This window comes from Psychroserpens sp. (genome assembly GCF_034670085.1).
Lineage (GTDB): Bacteria > Bacteroidota > Bacteroidia > Flavobacteriales > Flavobacteriaceae > Psychroserpens.
Window position 1 is genome coordinate 144,481 of record NZ_JAXMOD010000003.1, and the last position, 25,525, is coordinate 170,005.

Below are 25,525 nucleotides of genomic sequence, written 5' to 3' on the forward strand. Positions count from 1 at the left end.
AAATTTATCTTCCTAATTTTTAAAAAAATCGATGGTATTTAATCTTAAAAAAGTGTGTGTTTATCTATGAAAAATCACGTAAAAAAATTCAGAAAACATCAACCACCTTTAAAGTAAGACTTTGTTTTAATTTAAAATGAACGTGCTAATGAGTTCAATAGAATTTTCAGACGTGTATTCATATTGATACAATGCGTTGGCCGAAATCATTAATAATCTATCTTCTAATGGAATTACGTCTGTAGCATTCACATTACTGAATGTGCTTAATAGTTGTAGGTCTAAGGGATTAGTTTTATCATAAATTTTTAGTCCAGCAGCACCATCGCAAACAAACAAACGATCATTCTTAAAACCTAAACCATAAGGATTATCTAAAAAGTGCTCTGCTACAAGTGTTGGATTAAATTTGTCACTCACATCTATAACTTCTAAGACACTTAATTCTTGTCCACACTCATTTCCGGCTCTAAGGGTCAAATAGGCGTAATCATCATCAACAACCACAGGATCACATCCTTCCCAATGATTAAAATTAGATATATATTGAGGCAGTGCTGGATTTTCGATACTATGGATAAACATTCCGTTTGTTCCACCTAAATACAAATACCCATCAGCATGAAACATAGTCTCAATATTCCAACCAGCATATTGCGTATGTACCAAATTAGGTTGTGCAAGATTTGAAATATTAAACACATTCATGACTTCTACTCCAACGGTGTACAAATAATCATTTACAATTTGGAATCGAGCTAAAGAACCACCTACTCCAACTGAACCAGATTCTAAAGCTGAGGCATCGTTACTCGTAAATATGCCAATCTCATCATAAACGCCTTCTCGTTGCTCTAAGGTCCAACCAACTATGACATCTGTCTCAGCATTAAAATTACTATAATCTATACCTACAGCATCATTAGGAACTCGATAATCATAGACATCAAAAACATCTTCCAATCGTTCAACTTCATGAATACTAGTAATGTTTGAAAGATCAAAAACTACTAAATCAATGGCATTATCGGCATAAAGGAAATTATCTTTAATAGAAATATCTTCATTTCCAGGTATTTTAATAAAACTCACCACATGAGGTGCTAATGGATTACTATTATCAACCACATGCACACCTTTAAACTTCTCGTTTATAAAAATATAGTCATTGTAGGCGTAAATTTTACCTACATTTAAAATAGGTTTTGGATTTTCGACTACAACTGAGGATCTAAATTCTGTTTTACTCAAGGTTTCAGGAACTGCAATCGTATACGTTTCAGATTGACGATTATCATCAGTATTACATGACCAAAAGCTTATAACAATAAGAATGCGTACTAATTTTTTCATTTTTCTACTAGTTTAGTTATGGGTACATATAATTTATAACCTCAGGAAGGCCTTCAATATTTAAAACAACTTCATTACTACCATCTATTCGTAATCCCGTAAGATTAAATTCGCGGCTCTGATTAAAGACAGCTAGACAGGCTTCATCATTTGTAAAGACAAACTTCAAATAACGTTGTTCAGGTGAAGATTCTGCAATATTTCCAGAATCAACTACAACCATACTCCAAGTTTCTCCATCGCATCCGCTAGATGAAACTTCAATGGTTAGACAATCGCCATTAAGGTTAAAATCAACAAGCGTATATTCACTTGACACTGCAGATTCAAAATATGCATTATCAATAATTACGGGTTGACCACAATTACTCACTTGAAAATCATCATCTTCATCACATTGTGTATTCATTAATAATAAAGGAAAACATAAAAACGCAATCAATGTTTTAGATAATTTCATAAGGTCAATTTATAATTAGATACCAAAATTCATAAAGGGTTGCGTTATATTTTCGAAAATTCTTCAATTTCTTTGATTTCAGGCTTATCAAATCCAACGACATGCTTATAAATAAAATATAGTGGTACACTTACAAAAGATGCTGTGACAAAGATTCCTATAAAACACATTAACATTCCAATAATCTCAGCCAATAATCCAGCTATAAAAATTAAACCAAATGTTAAAAACCATTTTCTGTTTCCCAACTCAAAACTTACTTTAATTAGATTAGAAACCGTCAAATCTGGATTAAAAGCATACAATACTATTAATAAATTCATTGGAACTATGACATAAATTACAGGAAAAAAACATAATAATGCGGCAAGAATTGTAATCCCTAAATATGCAAGTGCTAAGGATATGGTTTTTCCCAAATAAGGTCTTTTCAAAAAATAAAAATAATCATCTTTTACTAATAGATTCATATCATGCTGAAACATAATCCTAAAATACGCTGCTTTTAATCCCACAGCAATTATAACCACACCTACACTTAAAATTAAGTAAGCAAAAGCAACTACCAGTAGCATTAAAGGAGCAATATCATCAACCATGCTTGGATTACTCTCTCCTATTATCCCTAAAGCAAACAAAGGAATCATTACCAAAATAATAAATGGTATTGAAAGCGCAAAAGTTAACAATATTGTTACTAAACCTTGCAACCACACTTTTTTGAACAACTCTATACTTTCATTAAAGATTTGCCCAAAATCAAGTTGCCTTGCATTTTGAATTTTATGTTGAATTTCTGCTAATAACATATAAGATGAAATAGTAATTGATACTTCAAAGAAAACGAATTAATTCCTAGTTTCAAAGGAAATGTTATTATGACACTTTGTCATAATTTTTAAAAATATCGTATCTTTGCATGCTTATTGAACTTCAATTTCAAGAAAAAAGGATATTCCGTTTTCACGGAACATAATAGATGGAAAAAACAATAGACGAAAACAAACAAGGAGAATCACTTATCCTCGAATCTAAAAAAGGCAACAACCGTAAGCTTTTTATTGAAAGTTATGGTTGTGCAATGAATTTTAGTGATAGTGAAATTGTCGCTTCAATATTGTCTGAGCAAGGTTTCAATACGACTCAAAACCTTGAAGATGCCGATTTAGTTTTAGTAAACACCTGCTCAATTAGAGATAAAGCCGAACAAACCGTTAGAAAACGCTTGGAAAAATACAATGCCGTAAAACGCATCAACCCAAAAATGAAAGTTGGTGTTTTAGGTTGCATGGCAGAACGTTTAAAAACTAAATTTTTAGAAGAAGAAAAGATTGTCGATTTAGTTGTTGGACCAGATGCATACAAAGATTTACCAAACCTGTTAGCCGAAGTTGATGAAGGTCGAGATGCCATTAACGTGATTCTTTCAAAAGAAGAAACCTATGGTGACATTTCTCCTGTGCGATTGAACAGCAATGGTGTTACTGCCTTTGTTTCTATAACTCGTGGTTGTGATAATATGTGCACATTTTGTGTTGTGCCGTTTACGAGAGGTCGTGAACGTAGTCGTGATCCACAAAGTATTATTGAAGAAGTTAATGATCTTTGGAATAAAGGTTTTAAAGAAATTACGCTTTTGGGGCAAAATGTAGATAGTTATTTATGGTATGGTGGTGGACTCAAAAAGGATTTTTCAAAAGCGAGCGATCTGCAAAAAGCAACTGCAGTTAATTTTGCACAACTCCTAGAGCTATGTGCTAAAACCCAACCACAAATGCGTATTCGTTTTTCGACGAGTAATCCGCAAGATCTGACCTTAGATGTTGTTGAAACTATGGCGAAATTCGATAACATTTGTAAACACATTCATTTACCTGTTCAAAGCGGAAGTAATCGTATTTTAAAAGAAATGAATCGTTTACACACAAGAGAAGACTATTTTGAACTCATTGATAATATTAGACGAATCCTTCCTGAATGTTCCATTAGTCAAGATTTAATTGCTGGTTTCCCAACTGAAACTGAGCAAGATCATCAGGATACCTTAAGTTTAATGAACTATGTAAAATATAATTTCGGGTATATGTTTACTTATTCTGAGCGACCAGGAACTATGGCTGAACGAAAATTAGATGATGATATTCCTGAAGTAATAAAGAAAAGACGTTTAGCTGAAATTGTTCAGTTACAACGAGAGCATAGTGAAATTAGAACGAAAGAATATCTCAATACAACCGTTGAAGTTTTAATCGAACGTGAATCTAAAAAATCTAATAACCAATGGTCTGGAAGAACCTCTCAAAATATTGTTGCTGTATTTCCTAAAGAACAGTATAATATTGGAGATTTGGTAAATGTCGACGTTAAAGATTGTACTAGTGCAACACTTATAGGTGAAGCTATTGGGTATTCAAAAAATAATTAAATACTTGTTGTGAAAAATATAATCTATTTAGTATTAGCTCTGTTTATTTTTTCATGTAATTCTGACAATAGTCAGGAGCCTGAAGAAGTAACAACAAACACATTAATTATCAAACAGATAAACGATGTAAGAGAAAATTATGAACGAAATTATTTTTTTGACCCAAACGGAAGATTAGATTCTATTACAGATACTGAAGTGTTTCCTTCTTTCAATTACATACTTGCTAAATTTGAATATTCAAGTGATAATAAATTAATTGGTACTTATAGTACAGGTGGTTCTGAAGATCAAATTTCAACGCTTACATATAATAACAATATCATTGCCAATTATTCTTACGTAACGATAGGTTTAGGAACTAATTCTCCAGTTAGTATTAATGAGAATTCTTTACGTTATTATGATGATGGCGAGACAAGTTGGGATTTGGATGATCAAGAAATTGAATTGAAATTTAATTCAAATTCTCTACAATATATCACTCAAAGAAGACAAATAGCATTTAATTATATGCCAAATTCGGATTTCAAGGTGACCAATTATGAATACGATACTAATTTTAATTTAATTGGAATTCATCAAACACAAAATAATGGTAATCCAAGTGATTTAATGGAAACCTCCGATTATGACGATAAAAAAAATCCAATCGCTGAATCCATGAATAACTATCGATTAGCCTTGACCATTATTAGGACTAATTCTTTTGAAATGTCTCCAAACAATGTGTTGAGCAGAACCAATTTCCAAGGGACAACTCATGTATATGAATACATTTACAACGATGATGATTATCCAATTTCAATAATAAAAACAAACTCAAATACAAACGAAGTTACAAACACATTAACTTATACATATTATTAATTTAAACTGTATAGCAGAATAAAACTATGGAATCAATTCAAGCCATAAAACAACGTTTCGGAATTATAGGAAACAACGCAAAACTTAATCGCGCTATTGAAAAAGCGATTCAAGTATCTCCTACAGATATTTCTGTATTAGTAACAGGAGAAAGTGGTGTTGGTAAAGAAAGTATTCCGAAAATCATTCATCAACTATCGCATCGTAAACATGGCAAATACATTGCTGTAAATTGTGGTGCAATTCCTGAAGGCACTATTGACAGTGAACTGTTTGGTCACGAAAAAGGGGCTTTTACTGGAGCGACTTCAACACGTTCTGGTTATTTTGAAGTTGCCGATGGTGGTACCATATTTTTAGATGAAGTCGGAGAATTACCGTTAACAACACAAGTACGTTTGTTACGTGTATTAGAAAATGGTGAATTTATAAAAGTAGGATCTAGTAAAGTCCAAAAAACAAATGTTCGTATAGTGGCTGCTACAAACGTCAATATGTTTGAAGCCATAAAAAAAGAAAAATTTCGTGAAGATTTATATTACCGATTAAGCACTGTTGAAATTGCCATTCCGCCATTGAGAGAGCGTCAAGAAGATATTCACTTACTTTTTAGAAAATTTGCTAGCGACTTTGCACTTAAATATAAAATGCCAACCATCAAGCTTAACGATGATGCTGTTGATATTTTATTAAAATTCCGCTGGAATGGTAACATAAGGCAATTACGTAATGTTGCCGAACAAATTTCGGTACTTGAGCAAAATCGAGTCATAAGCGCAGCAGCACTTAGAGGGTATTTACCAAATAATTCTTCAAATTTACCAGCCGTTATCAATAACGCTAAAGCCGAAAGCGATTTTAGCAATGAACGTGAGATTTTATATAAAGTTCTGTTTGACATGAAAAGTGACCTTTCAGATCTTAAAAAACTCACTTTAGAATTAATGAAAAGTGGCAACGCCAATGAGGTTCAAAAAGACAACGAACATTTAATTCAGAAAATTTATGGAGGCAATAAAAAAGAATCTTACGACAGCGATTTTGAAGATTTAGAAGTATTGCCAATTCCAGAAAAGCACGATTCTTATACAGAAACTGTTGAAGATCGTTCACAAGATAAATATCATTTTGCAGAAGAGATTGAAGAAGAAGAAACCTTATCTTTACACGATAAAGAGTTGGAATTAATTAAAAAATCACTCGAACGTCATAGTGGAAAACGCAAATTAGCTGCTGCCGAATTAGGCATTAGCGAACGCACATTATACAGAAAAATAAAGCAATACGATCTTTAAGAAAAGTTTATGAAATCAATAGTAATTTTAAGACTAAACATGTCGTTTTTAAAATTTACATTTAATCAAACAAATACTTATTAAATGAAAGCATTTAAAAACTTATTTCTGCTTTGTCTACCATTTCTATTTTTTGGTTGCGGACCATATTCATTCACAGGAACGTCCATTGCAGATAATATTGAAACGTTTCAGGTGAATTATTTTCAAAACGCTTCAGATTTAGTAGAACCTGGTTTAGATAGAGATTTCACACTAGCGCTTCAAGATTTAATTCTGAATCAAACCAATTTAAGTATTGTAAATTCTGGAGGTGATTTAGTGTATGAAGGCGAAATTACAGATTACCGAATTTCACCAACCACTGCCCAAGCCAATAGCACAGCTGCTCAAAACAGATTAACAATTGGTGTGAACGTGCGATTTTATGACAAAAATGAACCTGAAGAAGAATTTGAACAACGCTTTTCTTTCTTTTTCGATTATTCAGGTAGCTCACAATTAATAGGCTCCCAAAAAGACACCGCAATTGAAGAAATTTTCGAACGCATAACGCAAGACATTTTTAATGCTACCTTAGCCAAATGGTAAAACTATTTTGAATACAACCGATTTCACATATATACTCCAAAACCCGCAGCATATAACATCTGACCAAACAGAGCAGTTGCAAGCGATAATTACTGAGTTTCCGTATGCCCAATCGGCTAGAGCATTATACCTTAAAGGACTAAAAAACAAAGACAGCTACAAATACAATCAAGAGTTAAAAACGACTGCTGCATATACATCAGATCGCAGTATTTTATTTGATTATATCACGTCTGAAGCGTTTAATCAAAATGAAATCTCTCAAATCATAAAACAAAATTCAGAACATCTTAAAGGTATTGTGGTCAACGAAGCTGATGATATTTCAATCAACAAAAGCGTGACCATTGACGATGCTTTAAAGGAACATATTAAAAACACAAAAGGCGTACTTGATCCCAATTTATTTGAAGATAAGTTGAAAATGGAAAATGTTGCCAACTTTTTATCGCTTCGAAACACGACTCCAGAGCAAGTTATTTTGGATATTGATGCCAAACATATAGAAGAATCTCCTGAAGACGCCTTGCAAATTGGAAAACCATTAGAATTTGATAAATCTGAAACACATTCGTTTTCAGAATGGCTCAAAATAACTAGTTTTAAACCTATTGAAAGAAGCGAACCAAATAGCGTTTCTTCAGAACAAAGTGAAACTAAATCTCAAATTACCGAAAGTTCAGTTAGCAAAAAATATGAGCTAATAGATAAGTTCTTAGAAAATAATCCAAAAATTGTTCCTTCTAAAGACACGCCAAAAATAGAGATAAAATCAGAGGACTCAGTAAAGCATGATGGCTTGATGACAGAGACTTTAGCTAGAATTTACCTCGAACAAAAAAATTATGAAAAGGCGATTCAATCTTATAAAATTTTAAGTTTGAAATATCCAGAAAAAAGTGGTTTCTTTGCAGACCAAATTAAAGCAGTCAAACAATTACAAGAAAATAATACATAAAACTAATGAATACGTTTACTATATTTTTAATCCTTATCGTGCTTGTAGCATTTTTATTAATCGTTGTTGTTATGGTACAAAACCCTAAAGGTGGTGGATTATCATCTTCGTTTGGTGGAGGTGGCACCCAACAATTAGGTGGTGTTAAAAAGACAACAGACTTCTTAGACAAGAGTACTTGGGCTTTAGCAACTTTATTGTTAGCGCTAATATTAGCATCTAACTTTGCTATTCCTGGTGCTGGAGGTTCTCAAGATTCTAAAGTAATTAACGGACAAGATACTGAAACTTCGGTTCCAGCAACAACTCCAGATACTTCAATTGATGACAATACAGCAACGCCAACTGACAGTATTGGAGGATAAGACTTAGATACATAAAATTATAAAAATGCCAGCTTGTTAGTTGGCATTTTTTATTTCTGCAAGTTTGTCAGTAAAAAAATTGCTGGCACATTTTTAGCATAACGCTTAAGCGTTAACATTAAACATTTAATTAAAAAACTTACATAACAATGAGCTTAAATATTAAACCATTAGCAGATAGAGTTCTTATTGAACCTATGCAAGCTGAAACTAAAACAGCTTCAGGAATTATTATTCCAGACAACGCAAAAGAAAAACCACAAAAAGGAAAAGTTGTTGCTGTTGGTAAAGGCACAAAAGATGAACCTATGACAGTTAAATCTGGTGACACTGTTCTTTACGGAAAGTATGCTGGCACAGAATTAAAGTTAGAAGGTAAAGATTACCTCATCATGCGTGAAAGCGACATATTAGCAATTGTTTAATCAACTTAAAAACTAGAAAAAAAATGGCAAAAGACATAAAATTTGATATTGAAGCACGTGACGGATTAAAACGTGGTGTAGATGCATTAGCAAATGCTGTAAAAGTAACATTAGGACCAAAAGGACGTAACGTAATCATTGGAAGATCATTTGGTGCTCCTCAAGTTACTAAAGATGGAGTTACTGTAGCAAAAGAAATAGAGCTTGACAATGAGCTTGAAAATATGGGAGCGCAAATGGTTAAAGAAGTCGCTTCTAAAACCAACGACTTAGCTGGTGACGGAACAACAACTGCAACAGTTTTAGCACAAGCCATCGTAAAAGAAGGTTTAAAAAATGTGGCTGCTGGTGCCAATCCAATGGATTTAAAACGAGGAATCGACAAAGCTGTTGAAGCTATTGTAAAAGATCTAGAAAAACAATCTAAAAAAGTAGGTAGCTCATCTGAAATGATAAAGCAAGTAGCTTCAATTTCTGCAAATAATGACGATACCATTGGTGACTTAATCGCTAAAGCATTTAGTAAAGTTGGTAAAGAAGGTGTTATCACTGTTGAAGAGGCTAAAGGAATGGAAACGTATGTTGACGTTGTAGAAGGTATGCAGTTTGATAGAGGTTATTTATCACCTTACTTCGTTACTGATTCTGATAAAATGATTGCGGATTTAGAAAATCCTTATGTGTTATTATTTGATAAGAAAATTTCAAATTTACAGGAAATTCTTCCAATCTTAGAGCCTGTAGCACAATCTGGTCGTCCTTTATTAATTGTAGCTGAAGATGTTGAAGGTCAAGCCTTAGCAACTTTAGTTGTGAATAAATTACGTGGTGGGCTTAAAATCGCTGCTGTGAAAGCACCAGGATTTGGAGATCGTCGTAAAGCAATGCTTGAAGATATTGCCATCTTAACTGGTGGAACTGTAATTTCTGAAGAACGCGGATTTTCTCTTGAGAATGCAGAATTAAGCATGCTAGGAACTGCAGAATCTATTATGATTGACAAAGACAATACTACTATTGTTAATGGTGCTGGAAAGTCTTCAGATATCAAAGCAAGAGTCAATCAAATCAAAGCGCAAATAGAATCAACAACAAGTGATTACGACAAAGAAAAACTACAAGAACGTTTAGCTAAATTAGCTGGAGGTGTTGCCGTTTTATATGTTGGAGCAGCATCTGAAGTTGAAATGAAAGAAAAGAAAGATCGTGTTGATGATGCGTTGCATGCCACTAGAGCTGCAGTTGAAGAAGGTATCGTAGCTGGAGGTGGTGTTGCTTTGGTAAGAGCGAAATCAGTTTTAGAAAAAATTACTACCGAAAATCTTGACGAAGTAACTGGTATACAAATTGTAGCAAGAGCTATTGAAGCGCCTTTAAGAACTATTGTTTCTAATGCTGGTGGTGAAGGTTCTGTTGTAATTTCTAAAGTTATGGAAGGTAAAAAAGACTTCGGTTTTGATGCAAAATCAGAAACTTATGTTGATATGCTAAAAGCTGGAATTATCGACCCTAAAAAAGTAACGCGTATAGCTTTAGAGAATGCAGCATCGGTTGCAGGAATGATTCTAACAACCGAATGTGCTTTGGTTGACATTAAAGAAGATGCTCCAGCTGGTGGAATGCCACCAATGGGAGGCGGAATGCCAGGAATGATGTAATAACGATGGTGAATCGCCATTGAAGAATTACTTACTCTTAGGTATTCGAAACCAATATATTGAAAAAAGCTCTTGATACTATCAAGGGCTTTTTTATTGAATTTATTTTCTTAGCTTTAAAAAAACTAATCGTCCATGAAAAAAGAAATACGTTATGCTTTTGGAGAGATTCTAATCGTTATCATAGGAATTTCTATAGCCTTTAGCATGAATAAATGCGCAGAGAATTCTAAAAACGAAACTCAAAAACAACAATATATAAGCAATTTAAAAGAGGACATTCAAACTGACAAACTGCAATTAGAATCTAACCTCGTTAAGATTAATGAAAAAATTGAACTTTGCGGAAGCCTCATTCCAATTCTTGGATCTGATGACCCACAGAAGGCTGCAAAACTAAGAGGTGTTTTCGCAGTTGCTAACCTCACAAACTTCACGCCTGAAGATTACACGCATCAAACACTTGTAAATTCTGGCGATTTAAAATTGATGAATGACTTTAAACTAAAGTCTGATATACTAAAGCACTATTCTGTGTATAAAGAAATTCAAAAAGCCTATGAACGACAAGAAATCATCAACAAAGATTATTTAGGAAATTACTTTATATATCAAACTAATTACGATTTAATGCGAGAAGGCAAATCACCTTTTAAGGATGAGAAATTGCTAAAAAATATTATGCAAAGTATACGTGGTTCATTTATGATAAAACGAGATGCTACACAGCGAGGCATCACTAGTTGTGAAAATGTTTTGAAAATTTTAGAATAAAAAAAGCCTGAATAAATTTCAGGCTTTTTTTTATTTTAATTCTTGATTTCATGATCCTTTTTAACCTCATCATCACGATACTTACAACATGGATGAACAGAATTATAAGCTTCATCTGTAGCTTTTAATGCCTTAGTATCATGACCTACGGCTACTATTTTTTGAGTAATCGTATCTAGATTTGTTTTGCGTTCATCATAAATAAGTTTTAATTCATGGGTCTCAACATTCCAAACGGCCGATTTCACACCCTTGGTTCTTATGGCTGCTTTTTCAATCCGTTCTTTACACATTAAACAAACGCCATCAACTTCTAAAGATGCTTTTGCGTTTTTGTTTTGAGCAAATGATGCTACTGAAACCAACATTACAATAACTATTACAAATACTTTTTTCATAATCTATATTTTAATTTTTATCTATTTAATTTTAAATCGCAATCCTGCGTAATACATGCTTCCAAAAACTGGGCCATATACAAATGTAGTATCAAAATTTGAACCAAAGGGATCATTTGCTCCTAAAATTGGATTATTTTGTCTAACATTTGTAACATTCTCACCTCCAACATACACTTCAAACTTAGGAGAAAATACTTTAGTCACTTGGGCATTTAAGGTTCCAACAGTTGGCGATTCTTCAGGTAATCTAAACTCAGCTGGATTAGAACTTGTTGAAGCAAAACGTTGTTCACTCAACCAATTATAAGTAAGATCAAATTTCCAATTAGACAACTCTCCTTCTTCCTTATTCGTTTCATAGGATGCATTAGCAAAAAAACGATGCTTTGGAGTTAAAGGCTTTGCTAATTTACCTGTTAAATATTTAGTTTGTACATCATAGTATTTATATGCAGTTCTAAAATCGAAATGTTCAAATACATTATAATTTACTTCAACTTGAAAACTATTAGCAAAACTGTTTCCTTTTAAATTATAGAAATTTACCTCTTGTGGATTTTCCCAATCAACAACCACTTGATTCTGGAAATCGGTTTTGTAATAATCAAAAGTAATATCGCCTTTTCTTTCGAAAAGATTAAATCCTTGAAGATAAGATACGCCGTAATTCCATGCAATTTCTGGATCTAAACCATAAATATTTCCGTTTGTATTTAAAATATTTACCGTTCTTGAAGTCGCAAACATATTTTGGTTTTCGGCAAAAATATTCGCACTACGTTTACCTCTACCTACAGAAAATCTCAAAGCCGATTTTTCCCAAGGTGTATATCTCAAGTGCAATCTAGGTGTTACAAACTCTCCTAACAAATTATGTGTATCAAACCTTAGTCCTGCAGTTAAGGTTAACTTATCTAAATTATCATAAGCATATTCAAAAAATCCACCAAATGAGCGCTCACTGCGTTCGAAATCGGTATTAATTGCAAACTCATCATAATGATCATAAGTAAAACTTACTCCCGTTTTGATCTTATGTCTAGAATCACTAATTATTGAATTATAAATCAAATTAGAATACACACTGTTGTGATGTATATCATATGTATTTAAACCATAATACGAATCTTGTTTATGCGTGCTAAAAGCAAATTGCACACCTAAACTCTGCCATGGTACTTCAGGGTTTACGTATCCAAATTTAGTGGTGACTTCAAACCGTTCTGTATCAATTTCACTTCCCCAAGCATTGGTAGTAAGTTTATCATTATTTGGATCAAAATTTAACTGTCCAGCTTGCTTTGCATCATTTAAATAACGCACATTGATAAAACTAACTAAACCTTTTTCCGGATTTGTGTATTGCCAACGATTCATAACATTAACCTGATTATACAAAGGCATATCCATAAATCCATCATTATTAACATCATGCTTTTTTTGATGCGTATTTCCATGAATATAAAAGCCTGTACTCCATTTGTCATTCACTTTGGTATTAATATGTGTATTTAGCTCCATACGTTCACTACTTGCCGCATAAAAATTTGCAAAGAAGCGATTGTCTGTAGATGGTTTTTGAAGCTCGGCATTAATTTGTCCTGCAATACTTTCAAAGCCATTAGTAACGCTTCCTGCACCTTTTGTAATTTGAATACTCTCTACCCAAGTTCCTGGTATAAAACTCAATCCAAATGCCTGAGATGCTCCTCGAATTGAAGGTACATTCTCTGTAGTAATTAAAATATATTTACTGGTTAAACCTAACATCTTAATTTGCCTTGCACCCGTAAGCGCATCAGAAAAGTTAACATCAATTGACGGATTAGTTTCAAAGCTTTCAGATAGATTACAACATGCTGCTTTCAGTAACTCATCACTACTAACTGTGATAATATTAGCAGCTTTCATATAAGATTTCAGCGTAGATTGTTTACGTGAAGTAATGGTTACCTCATCCAATTCGCCTGAAGCTTTAATATAATGTTTAATGTATTTTGGCTGAGTAATAGTTAAGGTATCTGTTTGATAACCAACGTAACTAATAACTAATTGCTTGTAACTTGTTTCATACGGAATTGTAAATTTTCCGTCGATATCAGTAACTGCACCAACAGACGTATTTAGCCAAAATACGTTTGCTCCTACTACAGGAAATGTATTGTTTTCGGTATTGAGTTCCAAAATTTCCCCAGATAGCTGGTCTTGGGAAAACATTAAAAACGGAAGCGCTAATAATATATATATTATGTTTTTCATTTAATTGTAGGTTTTTAATAACATGACAACTGCCATAATAATCATTATGCTGTTTTCAATAAAAGTAGCTTTGGTCATTGGAAGTTTTAAAGCCGTTCCTAAACACGCACATTGAATTGATGTTTTACTCCACAAGCTTTTAGTAACTCCAATTGTTGTGATACCTAAAACAATTATAGTAATAATAAGTGCCAATGTGATTTGAAAACGCATTAAGAAAAGTAATCCAAGTGCTAACTCAATAAAAGGATAAATCCAACCATAGGCTGGAATTGACTTCGCTAAAGGATCATACATTCTAAAAGATTCAGGAAACCCTTTTAAATCGAGTAGTTTAAAGAAGCTAAAAACGATATAAAAAAGACCCATAAAATCGAGCATAAAACTTTCTATACTCCAAAGGTTTCTATTTAATAGAATGGAAGCTCCAATGATATATCCAAAAATCAGGAATAAAGGAAACAATTGCTTAAGATCACTTTCTTTTACATTTGTTTCTGCTGTAACGGATTTAAAAACATTCGATTCTGTTAGCTCTGCAATTGAATATTTAGAAGCTAGAGCATTCTGCATTGTTTCGATTGAAACAGGTTTGGACATGTTAATTACAGCCTTGGAATTTTCTAAATCTATAGATATATGTTCTACCTTATCCAATGAAAGTAATGCCTTCTCTACGGAAGATTTACAGTTATTACAAGTCATACCTGTTATGCTATATGTATGTGTCATGATTTTGATTTTTTAGTATATGAAATTCGCATAGGTCATTTAAAGCCCATACTTTGAATTTATAAAATACTAGTAAATCAAATTAAGAATACAGCATCAAGTAATTGAATGTCCTCAACGAGATTGGGAGGAGAATAATTTTTATGAGGAATAATAAGTTTAGGTAATTCCTCAAAACTATGGCTAAATGAGTAAAGATATGAAACAACAACTATCTGTTGTTCAAATGATATATCTTCAAATTGTGATTGTTTGAGTTGATCTTGGCCTTTAACTACTTCTAGCTCATCTTTACAACAACTCTTCTTTTTAATTTTAGATTGGTCTACCTCTGAAGTTTCCATATTGCATTTTTGCACTTCCGAGAATACTGCAGTATCAATCAAAGTATCTCCACAGTAATGTTTTTCCACAGTAAAAGAAACCGTCGAAAACAACACTAGCAAAGCCATTGTTGTTGAAAATAATTGATATAATGTTTGTTTAAACTTCATAAAACTCTTTACAAAGTTACAAAAAAGGGAGACATGACATTTTTTTTTAAGTTAGCATTAACGTTTTACTGTTTCAACTTATAATAATAAAATGCTGGTAACAAGAGTAATAATAAAATAGGCTGAATTAAAAAACGTCTAAAATTAAAAAACAAATAGTAGTCTTCTTGGCTTGGGTGAATTACAAAATACAAAAACAAAGCAATCAAAATAATATAGGCAATACCAAACACTGAAGAAGAAAATTTTACAATAGATTTATCTTTAAAAAAAAGATAAATAATCCCTAATGATATTAGCGAATTAAGCGCATATCTCAAGGTTGTATACATCGTTAATTTAAAAATCTCGCGTCTTGGTGAATCGATATGTAAATAATCGTTCTTGAAAAAAGACAGGTATGGATCATAAAACAGTTCGTTTTCAAATACACGAATAAGTACCAACAAGATAAATAATACCAAAATTAATATGATCGATATAGGATTACGCATTTGCTTTTTCTAGTTTAGAAAATCGATTCACCCAAAACATCCATAGCAGAAAAACCATTCCATAAATAATTAAAGGAAATATTACGGTATGTAAAATTTCACGTCGCCAAGGATAGTTGTACAATCCAATCGATAAAATGATGATTCGAATTAAATTAACCACATAAATTAAAACACTACCTGATATTATATATAAAAATGTAGCTTTAAATTTACCAGCAAAAGCAACAATAAAAGAGATAAAGAGAATAATAACACTTATCGAATTACAACCTTCTACTACTCTAGCGACAAATTTATCGTTAATAATAAGTTTCATTGAAGACTCATCAGCATGCGGCATGACATGTGCATCATAACCAAATGCATTTATTAGTACGTTACTTTGTTTAGATACTAAATTGGTGAAATAGTCAGGATAATAGTTAGAACCTTCAGATGCATCCAAATACAATTTATACATTAAAGTCAACACAAAATAAACCGTTAGAAAGGTTAAAATAAACTTTACGACTGATTTGTATTTAAGAAAAAGTGCCTTCAATAGCTATCCATTTTATTGAGTTAAAATTATATAAAATGAATATAGAAATGATACTTTTTAAATACTTTTACTAAAATTTTAATAACAATGATTTTCAATGCCCTAAAACCTGAAGTAGAAGCCATCATAAAACAAAGTTCTAGAACTATTGATGAAAAACTTCTTGACATTTGTAAACTTCTTGAAGATCGCGTAGCTCATTACAATTGGGTTGGGTTTTATTTTAAAAACGGCAACAAAAATGAGTTAAAACTGGGACCTTATGTTGGCGAACCTACAGATCATGTTATTATTCCATTTGGGAAGGGTATTTGTGGACAAGTAGCCGTGTCCAACCAAAATTTTGTGGTACCTGATGTTTCGGCACAAGACAATTATATTGCTTGCAGTATAACAGTAAAAGCAGAAATTGTAATTCCGATTTTTGTCAATGGCGAAAATATTGGTCAGATAGATATAGATTCAAATACTCCCGATCCATTTACTGAAGAAGACGAACGTTTTTTAGAATTTGTTTGTGAGAGGGTTGCTCAAATAATTAATTAGAAAATTACATACCAGTTCTAATTGCTTCCACTGGATCTAGTTTTGAAGCTGAAATCGCTGGAATCACACCAGAAATCAATCCGATAAATGTAGATAAAGCAAACCCTAAGAATACATTATAAAAGGACAAGATAAATTCAAAATCGCCTGACATTATAGAGGCAATTAACGAGACTATCCAAACTAAGATAATTCCTATGATACCACCAAGCACAGATAAAATAATAGCTTCAAATAAAAACTGAAAAAGAATAAAGCGATTTTTAGCTCCTAATGATTTTTGAATTCCTATAAGATTAGTACGTTCCTTTACACTAACAAACATAATATTAGCAATTCCAAATCCACCAACTAAAAGTGAAAACCCACTTATAATCCATCCTATTAAATTAAGAGTTCCGATAATTCCATCAATAGCATCTGTAAATCCAGACATTTTATTAACAAAGAAATTATCTGGCTCTCCAGCTTTCAATCCTCTGTAAACACGATATTTCTGTTTTAAAACTTGCTCAAAAGCTCCAATATCGACATTTTTCTTAGGTTTTATAATTATGGCTCCAGGAACGCCATTGGCACCTCCATTATTAAAACGTCTTACAAAGTTTGCTGGCACATAAGCTTTATCATCTGGAGAATCAAATATGCTTGATCCAAATTTCTTCAAAACACCAATAACGGTAAGTTTTCTTCCATAAACTCTGATTTGTTTTCCTATTGGGTTTAAATTTCCAAATAAATTTTCAGCAACAGAATATCCTAAAACAATTACAGGAGCACCAGAATAAGACTCAGATTCAGTATAAAATCGTCCGTTTTCAACTTTAAAATCTTCAATTTCATAAATCCCATTAGACACAGGAGTTACTTCAACGCCAGAAACAGATTCACCTTGATATTTTAAAGATTCTGAAGCACCAAACATTACATAGGCAATCGCTTCAATGTCTGGGACGTTTCGTTCTATGAACTCAAAATCATCGTGTTCAGTTTGTGGAAAATTATCACGTTGCCATCTTGGTACTTCAGTCGGTCCGAATGAATACTTAGTAAGGTACATCGTGTTTTTATCTAATCCAGATAAGTTCTCTTTTATGTTTCGATCTAAAGAATCTACAGCTGCAAGCACAGCTATGATTGAAAAAATACCAATAGTAATCCCTAATAACGACAAAAAAGTACGTAGCTTATTGTTACGCAACGCATTAAGAGCAAATGAAAAACTTTCTTTAAATAATCTTAGATAAACGAGCATAATAGTAATAGCTACTTATAGTTTTATAAATAAGACGCAACTAATACCGCAATGTTACATATAATGTTAGTTAATTGACAGTTGAATTGTAACTAACAACAAAAACACAATTACATTCCTGATCGGATAGCTTCAACTGGATCCAATTTAGATGCAGAAATCGCAGGAATAATACCAGAAATTAAGCCAATAAAAGTAGATAATCCTAAGCCAATAAAAATATTAGAAAAGGACAAAATAAATTCGAAATCTTCAATTACAGCATTAGCAATTAATGAGCATATCCAAACCAAAATAACGCCAATAAATCCTCCTAATAAGGATAAAATAATCGCTTCAAATAAAAATTGGAACAAAATAAATCGATTTTTTGCACCTAAAGATTTTTGTATTCCGATAAGATTTGTTCGTTCCTTCACACTAACAAACATAATATTAGCAATTCCAAAACCACCAACTAAAAGTGAAAATGCACTTATAATCCAACCAATGATATTAAGCGTAGAGATAATCCCATCAATAGCGTCTTGTAAACCTGAAATAATATTGACAAAAAACGGATTTATCTCATCAGGTTTTATACCGCGTTGTGCACGCATTTTCTGAGCAATATCTGCTTTTATCTCATCAACGTCGGCTCCTGCTTCAGGCTTGATAATGACAATATGATTCATGTTTTTATTGTTGTCACCAAATCGATTTCTTATATAATTGGCTGGAAGAAAAATGGAAATATCATTACTATCGCCAAACAGTCCTGAACCTTCTTTTTTCACAACACCAATCACGGTAAACTTTTGCCCATAAAGCCTAACCTTTTTTCCAATAGGTTCAAAATCACCAAAAAGTGACTTTGCAATTTCGTCTCCTATTACGACGACTGGTTTTCCAGAATTTGACTCAGATTCATTATAAAATCGTCCCTTAGAGAACTTTAAGGCCTGAATATCTTCAAACTCATTACTCACCACCACTGTATTGACACTACTTACTATTTCTTTTCCATATCTAATATTTTCTCGCTTAACAAACAATTGGTAAGCAACATGCTCAACATCATCCAATGATGATTTTAAATATTTATACTCGTTGTAAGAAACTTCTGGGAATTGCATGCGTTTCCATCTTGGTACGTCAGTCGGTCCAAACGAAAATTTCGCAACATACATGGTATTGCTATCCAGCCCACTTAATTGTTCCTTAATACTTTTGTCTAATGAATCAACGGCTGCCAAAACTGCGATGATTGAAAAAATACCAATGGTAATGCCTAAAAGAGACAAAAAGGTTCGAAGCTTATTATTTCGCAACGCATTAATTGCAAATGAAAAGCTTTCTTTAAATAACCTGAGATAAACAAGCATAGAATTGGTTTGGATTTCAAAAAAATTAAAGATAAGATGTTTTCAACAATTTATTGTTACAAAAAACTTAAATAAACTCCTTTTTGGACTTATAAAAACTATTGATTATACGTACTTTTGGGCTTTAAATTTTACAACACCGTTTCTCTAGAAGAAACACAACGACAACAACACAACAATGAGTAACAACAAAGCAATTAAATCGGCATTAATTTCAGTTTTTAGCAAAGATGGTTTAGAACCAATTGTAAAACAACTTAGCGCTCAAAACGTAACCATTTATTCTACAGGAGGAACCGAAAAATTCATCAAAGACCTAGGCATTGATGTCGTGCCAGTAGAAGACGTAACCTCGTATCCATCAATTCTTGGTGGTCGCGTAAAAACGTTACATCCTAAAGTTTTTGGAGGCATTTTAAATCGTCAAAACAACGAAAGTGATGTTGCTGAATTGGTTGATTTTGATATTCCGCAAATTGATTTGGTCATTGTAGATTTATATCCTTTTGAAAAAACAGTGGCATCTGGAGCTTCAAACCAAGATATCATTGAAAAAATTGATATTGGAGGCATTTCTTTAATTAGGGCAGCCGCTAAAAATTATTCAGATGTCGTTTGTGTATCTTCAGTTGATGATTATGCTGAATTTTTAGAACTTTTAAAATCTAAAAAAGGAGATACTTCAGAAGCTGATAGAAAACATTTTGCGGCCAAAGCCTTTAATGTATCATCACATTACGATTCTGCAATTTTTAATTACTTTAATGCAGATCACAGTATCGCTTCACTTAAAATTAGTGAAACCAATGGCAAAGTTTTACGTTATGGTGAAAACCCTCATCAACGTGGCTTTTTCTTCGGGAACTTTGATGACATCTTCACTAAACTTCACGGAAAAGAATTAAGTTATAACAATCTTTTAGATGTAGATGCTGCTGTAAATTTAATGAGTGAATTTAAAGGTGAAGCGCCAACATTTGCAATTTTAAAACACAACAATGCTTGCGGATTTGCCCAACGCAATACAATTCAACAAGCTTACGTTGATGCTTTAGCTGGTGATCCTGTTTCAGCGTTTGGCGGTGTTTTAATTACCAATACTAAAATTGATAAAGCCACAGCTGAAGAGATTCATTCATTGTTCTGTGAAGTAGTTATTGCACCTTCATTTTCTGATGATGCCTTAGATATTTTAAAGGGAAAAAAGAATAGAATTCTGCTCATTTTACACGATGTAGACTTTCCACAAACAAACGTTAGAACATGCTTAAATGGTGTTTTAGTTCAAGATAGAAATAATAAAACAGATCGCATTTCCGATTTAACCAATGCTACAAACAATAAACCAACTTCAAATGAGTTAGAAGATTTAATATTTGCTTCAAAAATTTGTAAGCATACAAAATCAAATACCATAGTTTTGGTGAAAAACAAACAATTGTGCGCTAGTGGCACAGGACAAACAAGCCGTGTAGATGCACTTAACCAAGCCATTCACAAAGCAAAGTCGTTTAATTTTGACTTAAATGGAGCAGTTATGGCAAGTGATGCTTTCTTTCCCTTTCCAGATTGTGTAGAGATTGCAGATCATGCAGGAATTACTGCGGTGATACAACCAGGAGGCTCAATTAAAGATCAATTAACCATTGATTATTGTAATGAACATAATGTAGCCATGGTAATGACTGGAACACGTCATTTTAAACATTAAAGCCAATTTTAAAAACGGATGCTCAAAAATTGATAGTTTTCATTCAATCTCAAACATCCAAAACCAATAATTAAACGTTTAATTAAAAAAAGGTAAGAAGTTAGCTTTCAAAATAATTGAAATAGAAATAAACTGTAAATATTTAGGAAGTTTTACTACATTTACAAAAGACCAAAAACTGAATACAATAACGCCCTCATAATATTAAAATAACACATGGGATTTTTTGATTTCTTAACCGAAGAAATAGCCATAGATTTAGGAACTGCGAATACGCTTATTATCCACAACGACAAAGTAGTTGTTGATAGTCCTTCCATAGTCGCAAGAGATAGAATTTCAGGAAAAATTATCGCTGTTGGAAAAGAAGCCAACATGATGCAAGGAAAAACGCACGAAAACATTAAAACAATTAGACCGTTGAAAGATGGAGTAATTGCAGATTTCGATGCCTCTGAGCAAATGATTAGTATGTTTATTAAAAACATCCCTGCACTTAAAAAGAAATTATTTACACCTGCACTTCGTATGGTAGTTTGTATACCTTCTGGGATTACAGAAGTAGAAATGCGAGCTGTTAAAGAATCTTGTGAACGTGTCAACGGAAAAGAAGTCTACTTAATTCACGAGCCAATGGCAGCTGCCATCGGAATTGGCATTGACATTATGCAACCTAAAGGGAATATGATTGTTGATATTGGAGGTGGAACCACAGAAATTGCTGTGATAGCATTGGGTGGAATCGTCTGTGATAAATCGGTTAAAGTTGCTGGTGATGTATTCACTAACGATATTATTTATTACATGCGCACGCAACACAACCTTTATGTTGGCGATCGTACTGCTGAAAAAATTAAAATTCAGATTGGTGCTGCTACCGAAGATTTAGATATGCCACCTGAAGAAATGAGCGTTCAAGGTCGTGATTTGTTAACAGGAAAGCCTAAGCAAGTTCAAATTTCTTATCGTGAAATTGCAAAAGCACTTGATAAATCTATTTTAAGAATTGAAGATTCTGTAATGGAAACCTTATCACAAACACCTCCAGAATTGGCTGCAGACATATACAACACTGGTATTTATTTAGCAGGTGGTGGATCGATGTTACGTGGATTAGACAAACGTTTATCCCAAAAAACAGACTTACCCGTTTATATTGCAGAAGATCCTCTAAGAGCTGTTGTTCGAGGCACAGGAATTGCACTAAAAAATCTAGCAAAATTTAAAAGTGTATTGATTAAATAACTGAGAACACTTACTTAACATGCAACAGATTATAAACTTTGTTATTAGAAACAAAACATCTCTTTTGTTTCTGCTGTTGTTTTTTGTTTCTATTGCGTTAACGATTCAGTCGCATTCTTATCATAAAAGTAAGTTTATCAATTCTGCTAACTTTTTTACAGGTGGGATTTATGAAAGTGCGAATAATGTGTCCAACTACTTCGATTTAAAAACACAAAATCAAATCTTGGTAGAAGAGAATAACACATTACGATCTAAAGTTTTGAATAGTTCAGATTCTACACAGACTTCAAGCCCAAAAATTGATACAACCTCATTTAGCGGACGTTATAAAATTCAGACAGCCAGAATTATCAACAACAACTATTCAGCTTCAAAAAATTATTTAACTATTAATAAGGGTGAAAAACTTGGACTTAAAGAAGATTTGGCGGTTATAACTTCAAAAGGAATTGTAGGTATTATTGACAATACATCCAGTGGATATGCAAGAGTACTTTCTATTTTAAACACAAAGAGTAGAATCAATGCACAGTTAAAATCTTCTAATCATATTGGTTCTTTAGTTTGGAATGCCAAATCTACATCTGTAGTTCAACTTACAGATATTTCAAAATTTGCTCCAGTAAAACAGGGTGACACAATTATCACTGGAGGACAATCTTCAATATTTCCGCAAGGCATACCAATTGGTATTGTAGATGATTTTGTTTTAGATATTAGTGGAGACACATATACAATAGACATCAAATTATTTAATGACATGACCAATTTATCACATGTCTACATCATTGAAAATTTAGATGCCGATGAAATAAACCTTTTAGAAAATCCTGTTAATGAATAGCCTAAATATCAATAGCATCATTAGGTTTGTTGTGTTAATTTTAGCTCAAGTATTGCTATTTAATAATATCAATTTTATAGGTTCTATAAATCCGTACCCATACATCTTGTTTATCCTTCTTTTCCCTGTAAATAATAATCGCACCCTATTTATTTTTTTAAGTTTTATGTTAGGATTATTTGTTGATATTTTTTCAGACTCTGGAGGTGTTCATGCGGCAGCATGCGTCACTATTGCATTTATTAGACCACCTATTTTAAAGTTTGCATTTGGGACGATTTACGAACACCAGAATATTAAGTTCAATAATACCGAATTTGGGAATAGAGTCATTTACTTTCTAATCTTAATAATAATTCATCATCTTATCTTATTTTCATTAGAGATTTTTAACATTTCAAATATACTTTTAGTACTAAAAAAGACGTTATTTTCAAGTGTTTTTACACTTATACTTTGTATCTTAATTTCGATACTTTTCAGTAACAAACAACGATGAGAAAACTTCTACTCTTATTAACGGTAATTACGGTAGGACTTTTATTTATTGCACGCTTGTTTTATTTACAGGTATACAATAAAGAAGCCTATAGTCTTTACGAAGATAACGCGATCCTAAAGGAATATAACTACCCCAAACGTGGCTATGTTTATGACAGAAATGGAACGCTCTTAGTTGCAAATCAGCCATCATATGATGTTATGGTTATTCCTCGGGAAGTAGAGCCTCTTGATGACAAAGAATTGAAAGAATTTTGCAATCTTTTGAAAATTACACCTGACGATTATCAAAAGAAATTTGATAAAGCTTATAACTATTCACCTCGTTTATCATCGGTTTTTGTACCACAGTTATCCAAAAAGGATTATGCTGTACTTCAGGAAAAAATGAGGAAATTTGATGGCTTTTATATTCAAAAGCGTTCACTTAGGGCTTATCAAACAACCATAGGCGCCAATGTTTTAGGTGATATTGGTGAAGTGAATAGACGAATTATTGATAATGATCCTTATTACCAAATGGGAGATTTAATTGGAAAACAAGGTGTCGAAATATCGTATGAAAATGTATTACGTGGTGTAAAAGGCATTAAGTTCAGCCAAAAAGACAGATTCAACAAAAATATCGGACCTTATAAAGACGGTAAATTTGACACTTTACCTCAGCCAGGAAAAGATATTACAATCACCATTGACAGTGATTTACAACAATATGGCGAACTATTAATGACTAACAAAAGAGGTGGTATTGTTGCCATAGATCCAAGTAACGGAGAAATTTTAGCACTGGTTTCTGCTCCAAGTTATAATCCGAACTTACTTGTTGGCAGAGGTCGTTCAAAAAATTTCACAAAACTTTTTAGAGACAGTATTGCTAAACCTTTATTTGACAGAGGCTTACAAGCTCAATATCCTCCAGGATCGCCTTTTAAAGTTATTAATGCTTTAATCGCACTTCAAGAAGGAGTTGTTGAAACTAATGAAAGGTTCACTTGTAGAATGGGTTATTACTATGGCAGCCGAAAACTTACAGGTTGTCATCATCATAAAAGTCCAGTTGCTATGAACGATGGTATTGCACAATCTTGTAATGCTTATTTTGTAAATGTTTATAGAAGAATTATTGACAACGCTGATGATGCTGGAGATGCCATGAATACATGGGCTGCACATGCCAAAAGTTTTGGACTTGGAGATTTTTTAGGATATGATTTACAAGTTGGGAGACCAGGCCGAATTCCAGATGGAGATTACTACGATAGAGCTTATGGTGACAATCGATGGGGTTCTACATATAATGTTTCCAATGCTATTGGACAAGGCGAGGTTGAAGCTACTCCAATCCAGCTCGCAAATATGGCTGCTGCTATTGGTAATAGAGGATATTACTATACACCTCATATCATAAAAGCAATTGAAGGTGATACAATTCCAAGTAAATACACAACTCCAAACTACACAACTATAGATAAACGTCATTTTGAACCTGTTATTGAAGGTATGTTTGATGTATATAATAAAGGTACTGCTTCAACGCTAAAGGTTCCAGGAATTGAAATATGTGGAAAAACTGGTACTGCCGAAAACTTCATGAAAATAGATAGTGTAAAAACACAATTAACCGATCATTCGATTTTTGTTGCTTTTGCACCTAAAGACAATCCTAAAATTGCTATTGCCGTATTTGTAGAAAATGGATATTGGGGAAGTCGATTCGCTGGTCGAATGGCAAGTTTATTAATAGAAAAATATATTAAAGGAGAAATCACTAGGACAGATATGGAACATTGGATTTTAACCCATAGTCTTGAAAATGAATATGCAAAGCCATACTCTGGTGAACCCTTTAAAATTAACGGAGAAACAACCCTACAAGTGGTAGAAAAAGTACAAGCTTCAAAAAATATTGATTATAAAAATTCCATTTCAACAAACCCAAATAAACCAAATCTATAGCC

Annotated in this window: 25 protein-coding genes; 14 read left to right on the top strand and 11 right to left on the bottom strand. The window is 32.8% G+C overall.

What is annotated here, in order from left to right; genetic code table 11:
- Positions 1-126 precede the first annotated feature (126 nt).
- The 3 genes from VOI25_RS06760 to VOI25_RS06770 are packed head-to-tail and all read right to left on the bottom strand — an operon-like array spanning position 127 to position 2,622.
- Positions 127-1,353 (bottom strand): hypothetical protein, encoded by a 1,227-nt coding sequence (locus VOI25_RS06760; protein WP_323788294.1) that lies wholly within the window; start codon positions 1,351-1,353, stop codon positions 127-129.
- 16 nt (positions 1,354-1,369) lie between these two features.
- On the bottom strand, positions 1,370-1,813 hold the full coding sequence (locus VOI25_RS06765) for a hypothetical protein (RefSeq protein WP_323788295.1): 444 nt from the start codon (positions 1,811-1,813) through the stop codon (positions 1,370-1,372).
- Positions 1,814-1,857: 44 nt separating this feature from the next.
- Entirely contained in the window at positions 1,858-2,622 is a 765-nt protein-coding gene (locus VOI25_RS06770; protein WP_323788296.1) for a hypothetical protein, read from the bottom strand.
- A 170-nt stretch (positions 2,623-2,792) separates the two neighbouring features.
- Between VOI25_RS06770 and miaB the strand changes: the two genes are divergently transcribed.
- From miaB to VOI25_RS06815, 9 genes are all read left to right on the top strand, one after another.
- Positions 2,793-4,238: a tRNA (N6-isopentenyl adenosine(37)-C2)-methylthiotransferase MiaB gene (gene miaB, locus VOI25_RS06775; protein ID WP_323788297.1), complete on the top strand. Its 1,446-nt coding sequence runs from the start codon at positions 2,793-2,795 to the stop codon at positions 4,236-4,238.
- A gap of 9 nt (positions 4,239-4,247) precedes the next feature.
- On the top strand, positions 4,248-5,108 hold the full coding sequence (locus tag VOI25_RS06780) for a hypothetical protein (RefSeq protein ID WP_323788298.1): 861 nt from the start codon (positions 4,248-4,250) through the stop codon (positions 5,106-5,108).
- 26 nt (positions 5,109-5,134) lie between these two features.
- Positions 5,135-6,403, top strand: coding sequence for a sigma-54 dependent transcriptional regulator (locus tag VOI25_RS06785; RefSeq protein ID WP_323788299.1), 1,269 nt, complete (start codon positions 5,135-5,137; stop codon positions 6,401-6,403).
- Positions 6,404-6,487: 84 nt separating this feature from the next.
- A complete protein-coding gene (locus VOI25_RS06790) occupies positions 6,488-6,994 on the top strand; it encodes an LptE family protein (RefSeq protein WP_323788300.1) in 507 nt (168 codons plus the stop codon).
- A gap of 7 nt (positions 6,995-7,001) precedes the next feature.
- A complete protein-coding gene (locus VOI25_RS06795; protein ID WP_323788301.1) occupies positions 7,002-7,952 on the top strand; it encodes a hypothetical protein in 951 nt (316 codons plus the stop codon).
- A 5-nt stretch (positions 7,953-7,957) separates the two neighbouring features.
- Positions 7,958-8,317, top strand: a complete 360-nt coding sequence (gene secG, locus VOI25_RS06800; protein ID WP_323788302.1) for a preprotein translocase subunit SecG — start codon at positions 7,958-7,960, stop codon at positions 8,315-8,317.
- A gap of 149 nt (positions 8,318-8,466) precedes the next feature.
- A complete protein-coding gene (gene groES, locus VOI25_RS06805; protein ID WP_323788303.1) occupies positions 8,467-8,742 on the top strand; it encodes a co-chaperone GroES in 276 nt (91 codons plus the stop codon).
- Positions 8,743-8,765: 23 nt separating this feature from the next.
- On the top strand, positions 8,766-10,400 hold the full coding sequence (gene groL, locus VOI25_RS06810; RefSeq protein ID WP_323788304.1) for a chaperonin GroEL: 1,635 nt from the start codon (positions 8,766-8,768) through the stop codon (positions 10,398-10,400).
- 135 nt (positions 10,401-10,535) lie between these two features.
- Positions 10,536-11,174 (top strand): DUF6090 family protein, encoded by a 639-nt coding sequence (locus VOI25_RS06815; protein ID WP_323788305.1) that lies wholly within the window; start codon positions 10,536-10,538, stop codon positions 11,172-11,174.
- Between the two features lie 35 nt (positions 11,175-11,209).
- On the opposite strand, the gene VOI25_RS06820 is transcribed toward VOI25_RS06815, so the two are convergent.
- From VOI25_RS06820 to xrtF, 6 genes are all read right to left on the bottom strand, one after another.
- Positions 11,210-11,572, bottom strand: coding sequence for a heavy-metal-associated domain-containing protein (locus VOI25_RS06820; protein WP_323788306.1), 363 nt, complete (start codon positions 11,570-11,572; stop codon positions 11,210-11,212).
- A gap of 21 nt (positions 11,573-11,593) precedes the next feature.
- Positions 11,594-13,834, bottom strand: a complete 2,241-nt coding sequence (locus VOI25_RS06825) for a TonB-dependent receptor (protein WP_323788307.1) — start codon at positions 13,832-13,834, stop codon at positions 11,594-11,596.
- Positions 13,835-14,566, bottom strand: coding sequence for a heavy-metal-associated domain-containing protein (locus tag VOI25_RS06830; protein WP_323788308.1), 732 nt, complete (start codon positions 14,564-14,566; stop codon positions 13,835-13,837).
- A 77-nt stretch (positions 14,567-14,643) separates the two neighbouring features.
- Positions 14,644-15,060 carry an HYC_CC_PP family protein gene (locus VOI25_RS06835; RefSeq protein WP_323788309.1) on the bottom strand — a complete coding sequence of 139 codons (417 nt, stop codon included), beginning with the start codon at positions 15,058-15,060 and terminating at the stop codon, positions 14,644-14,646.
- A gap of 65 nt (positions 15,061-15,125) precedes the next feature.
- Positions 15,126-15,554, bottom strand: coding sequence for an exosortase F system-associated membrane protein (locus VOI25_RS06840; protein ID WP_323788310.1), 429 nt, complete (start codon positions 15,552-15,554; stop codon positions 15,126-15,128).
- The gene (gene xrtF / locus VOI25_RS06845) at positions 15,547-16,098 is read right to left on the bottom strand and encodes an exosortase family protein XrtF (RefSeq protein ID WP_323788311.1); all 552 of its coding nucleotides are present in this window, start codon (positions 16,096-16,098) and stop codon (positions 15,547-15,549) included. The genes VOI25_RS06840 and xrtF overlap by 8 nt, the downstream gene beginning before the upstream one ends.
- Before the next feature lie 87 nt (positions 16,099-16,185).
- Between xrtF and VOI25_RS06850 the strand changes: the two genes are divergently transcribed.
- Complete coding sequence (locus VOI25_RS06850) at positions 16,186-16,644, top strand: GAF domain-containing protein (RefSeq protein ID WP_323788312.1); 459 nt, start codon at positions 16,186-16,188, stop codon at positions 16,642-16,644.
- Positions 16,645-16,648: 4 nt separating this feature from the next.
- Here VOI25_RS06850 and VOI25_RS06855 read toward each other — a convergent pair whose 3' ends face one another.
- Both VOI25_RS06855 and VOI25_RS06860 read right to left on the bottom strand, forming a co-directional pair.
- A complete protein-coding gene (locus VOI25_RS06855; RefSeq protein WP_323788313.1) occupies positions 16,649-17,899 on the bottom strand; it encodes an ABC transporter permease in 1,251 nt (416 codons plus the stop codon).
- 110 nt (positions 17,900-18,009) lie between these two features.
- Positions 18,010-19,263: an ABC transporter permease gene (locus VOI25_RS06860; RefSeq protein WP_323788314.1), complete on the bottom strand. Its 1,254-nt coding sequence runs from the start codon at positions 19,261-19,263 to the stop codon at positions 18,010-18,012.
- Between the two features lie 178 nt (positions 19,264-19,441).
- Between VOI25_RS06860 and purH the strand changes: the two genes are divergently transcribed.
- The 4 genes from purH to mrdA all read left to right on the top strand — a co-directional run bounded on the left by purH (position 19,442) and on the right by mrdA (position 25,523).
- The gene (purH, locus tag VOI25_RS06865) at positions 19,442-20,974 is read left to right on the top strand and encodes a bifunctional phosphoribosylaminoimidazolecarboxamide formyltransferase/IMP cyclohydrolase (RefSeq protein ID WP_323788315.1); all 1,533 of its coding nucleotides are present in this window, start codon (positions 19,442-19,444) and stop codon (positions 20,972-20,974) included.
- A 216-nt stretch (positions 20,975-21,190) separates the two neighbouring features.
- Positions 21,191-22,219, top strand: coding sequence for a rod shape-determining protein (locus VOI25_RS06870; protein WP_194509000.1), 1,029 nt, complete (start codon positions 21,191-21,193; stop codon positions 22,217-22,219).
- Between the two features lie 19 nt (positions 22,220-22,238).
- Positions 22,239-23,066, top strand: a complete 828-nt coding sequence (gene mreC, locus VOI25_RS06875) for a rod shape-determining protein MreC (protein WP_323788316.1) — start codon at positions 22,239-22,241, stop codon at positions 23,064-23,066.
- A gap of 495 nt (positions 23,067-23,561) precedes the next feature.
- Positions 23,562-25,523, top strand: a complete 1,962-nt coding sequence (gene mrdA / locus VOI25_RS06880) for a penicillin-binding protein 2 (protein WP_323788317.1) — start codon at positions 23,562-23,564, stop codon at positions 25,521-25,523.
- The last annotated feature ends 2 nt before the right edge of the window (positions 25,524-25,525 follow it).

What these genes read in the sequence shown, in the direction of transcription:
- VOI25_RS06770 (WP_323788296.1), bottom strand. Translation starts at nt 2,622, where the DNA reads ATGTTATTAGCAGAAATTCAACATAAAATTCAAAATGCAAGGCAACTT.
- groL (WP_323788304.1), top strand. Translation starts at nt 8,766, where the DNA reads ATGGCAAAAGACATAAAATTTGATATTGAAGCACGTGACGGATTAAAA.
- purH (WP_323788315.1), top strand. Translation starts at nt 19,442, where the DNA reads ATGAGTAACAACAAAGCAATTAAATCGGCATTAATTTCAGTTTTTAGC.
- VOI25_RS06825 (WP_323788307.1), bottom strand. Translation starts at nt 13,834, where the DNA reads ATGAAAAACATAATATATATATTATTAGCGCTTCCGTTTTTAATGTTT.
- groES (WP_323788303.1), top strand. Translation starts at nt 8,467, where the DNA reads ATGAGCTTAAATATTAAACCATTAGCAGATAGAGTTCTTATTGAACCT.
- VOI25_RS06765 (WP_323788295.1), bottom strand. Translation starts at nt 1,813, where the DNA reads ATGAAATTATCTAAAACATTGATTGCGTTTTTATGTTTTCCTTTATTA.
- mreC (WP_323788316.1), top strand. Translation starts at nt 22,239, where the DNA reads ATGCAACAGATTATAAACTTTGTTATTAGAAACAAAACATCTCTTTTG.
- VOI25_RS06840 (WP_323788310.1), bottom strand. Translation starts at nt 15,554, where the DNA reads ATGCGTAATCCTATATCGATCATATTAATTTTGGTATTATTTATCTTG.
- VOI25_RS06760 (WP_323788294.1), bottom strand. Translation starts at nt 1,353, where the DNA reads ATGAAAAAATTAGTACGCATTCTTATTGTTATAAGCTTTTGGTCATGT.
- VOI25_RS06860 (WP_323788314.1), bottom strand. Translation starts at nt 19,263, where the DNA reads ATGCTTGTTTATCTCAGGTTATTTAAAGAAAGCTTTTCATTTGCAATT.
- VOI25_RS06815 (WP_323788305.1), top strand. Translation starts at nt 10,536, where the DNA reads ATGAAAAAAGAAATACGTTATGCTTTTGGAGAGATTCTAATCGTTATC.
- VOI25_RS06850 (WP_323788312.1), top strand. Translation starts at nt 16,186, where the DNA reads ATGATTTTCAATGCCCTAAAACCTGAAGTAGAAGCCATCATAAAACAA.
- VOI25_RS06830 (WP_323788308.1), bottom strand. Translation starts at nt 14,566, where the DNA reads ATGACACATACATATAGCATAACAGGTATGACTTGTAATAACTGTAAA.
- VOI25_RS06820 (WP_323788306.1), bottom strand. Translation starts at nt 11,572, where the DNA reads ATGAAAAAAGTATTTGTAATAGTTATTGTAATGTTGGTTTCAGTAGCA.
- VOI25_RS06835 (WP_323788309.1), bottom strand. Translation starts at nt 15,060, where the DNA reads ATGAAGTTTAAACAAACATTATATCAATTATTTTCAACAACAATGGCT.
- mrdA (WP_323788317.1), top strand. Translation starts at nt 23,562, where the DNA reads ATGAGAAAACTTCTACTCTTATTAACGGTAATTACGGTAGGACTTTTA.
- VOI25_RS06855 (WP_323788313.1), bottom strand. Translation starts at nt 17,899, where the DNA reads ATGCTCGTTTATCTAAGATTATTTAAAGAAAGTTTTTCATTTGCTCTT.
- secG (WP_323788302.1), top strand. Translation starts at nt 7,958, where the DNA reads ATGAATACGTTTACTATATTTTTAATCCTTATCGTGCTTGTAGCATTT.
- VOI25_RS06785 (WP_323788299.1), top strand. Translation starts at nt 5,135, where the DNA reads ATGGAATCAATTCAAGCCATAAAACAACGTTTCGGAATTATAGGAAAC.
- miaB (WP_323788297.1), top strand. Translation starts at nt 2,793, where the DNA reads ATGGAAAAAACAATAGACGAAAACAAACAAGGAGAATCACTTATCCTC.
- VOI25_RS06790 (WP_323788300.1), top strand. Translation starts at nt 6,488, where the DNA reads ATGAAAGCATTTAAAAACTTATTTCTGCTTTGTCTACCATTTCTATTT.
- VOI25_RS06870 (WP_194509000.1), top strand. Translation starts at nt 21,191, where the DNA reads ATGGGATTTTTTGATTTCTTAACCGAAGAAATAGCCATAGATTTAGGA.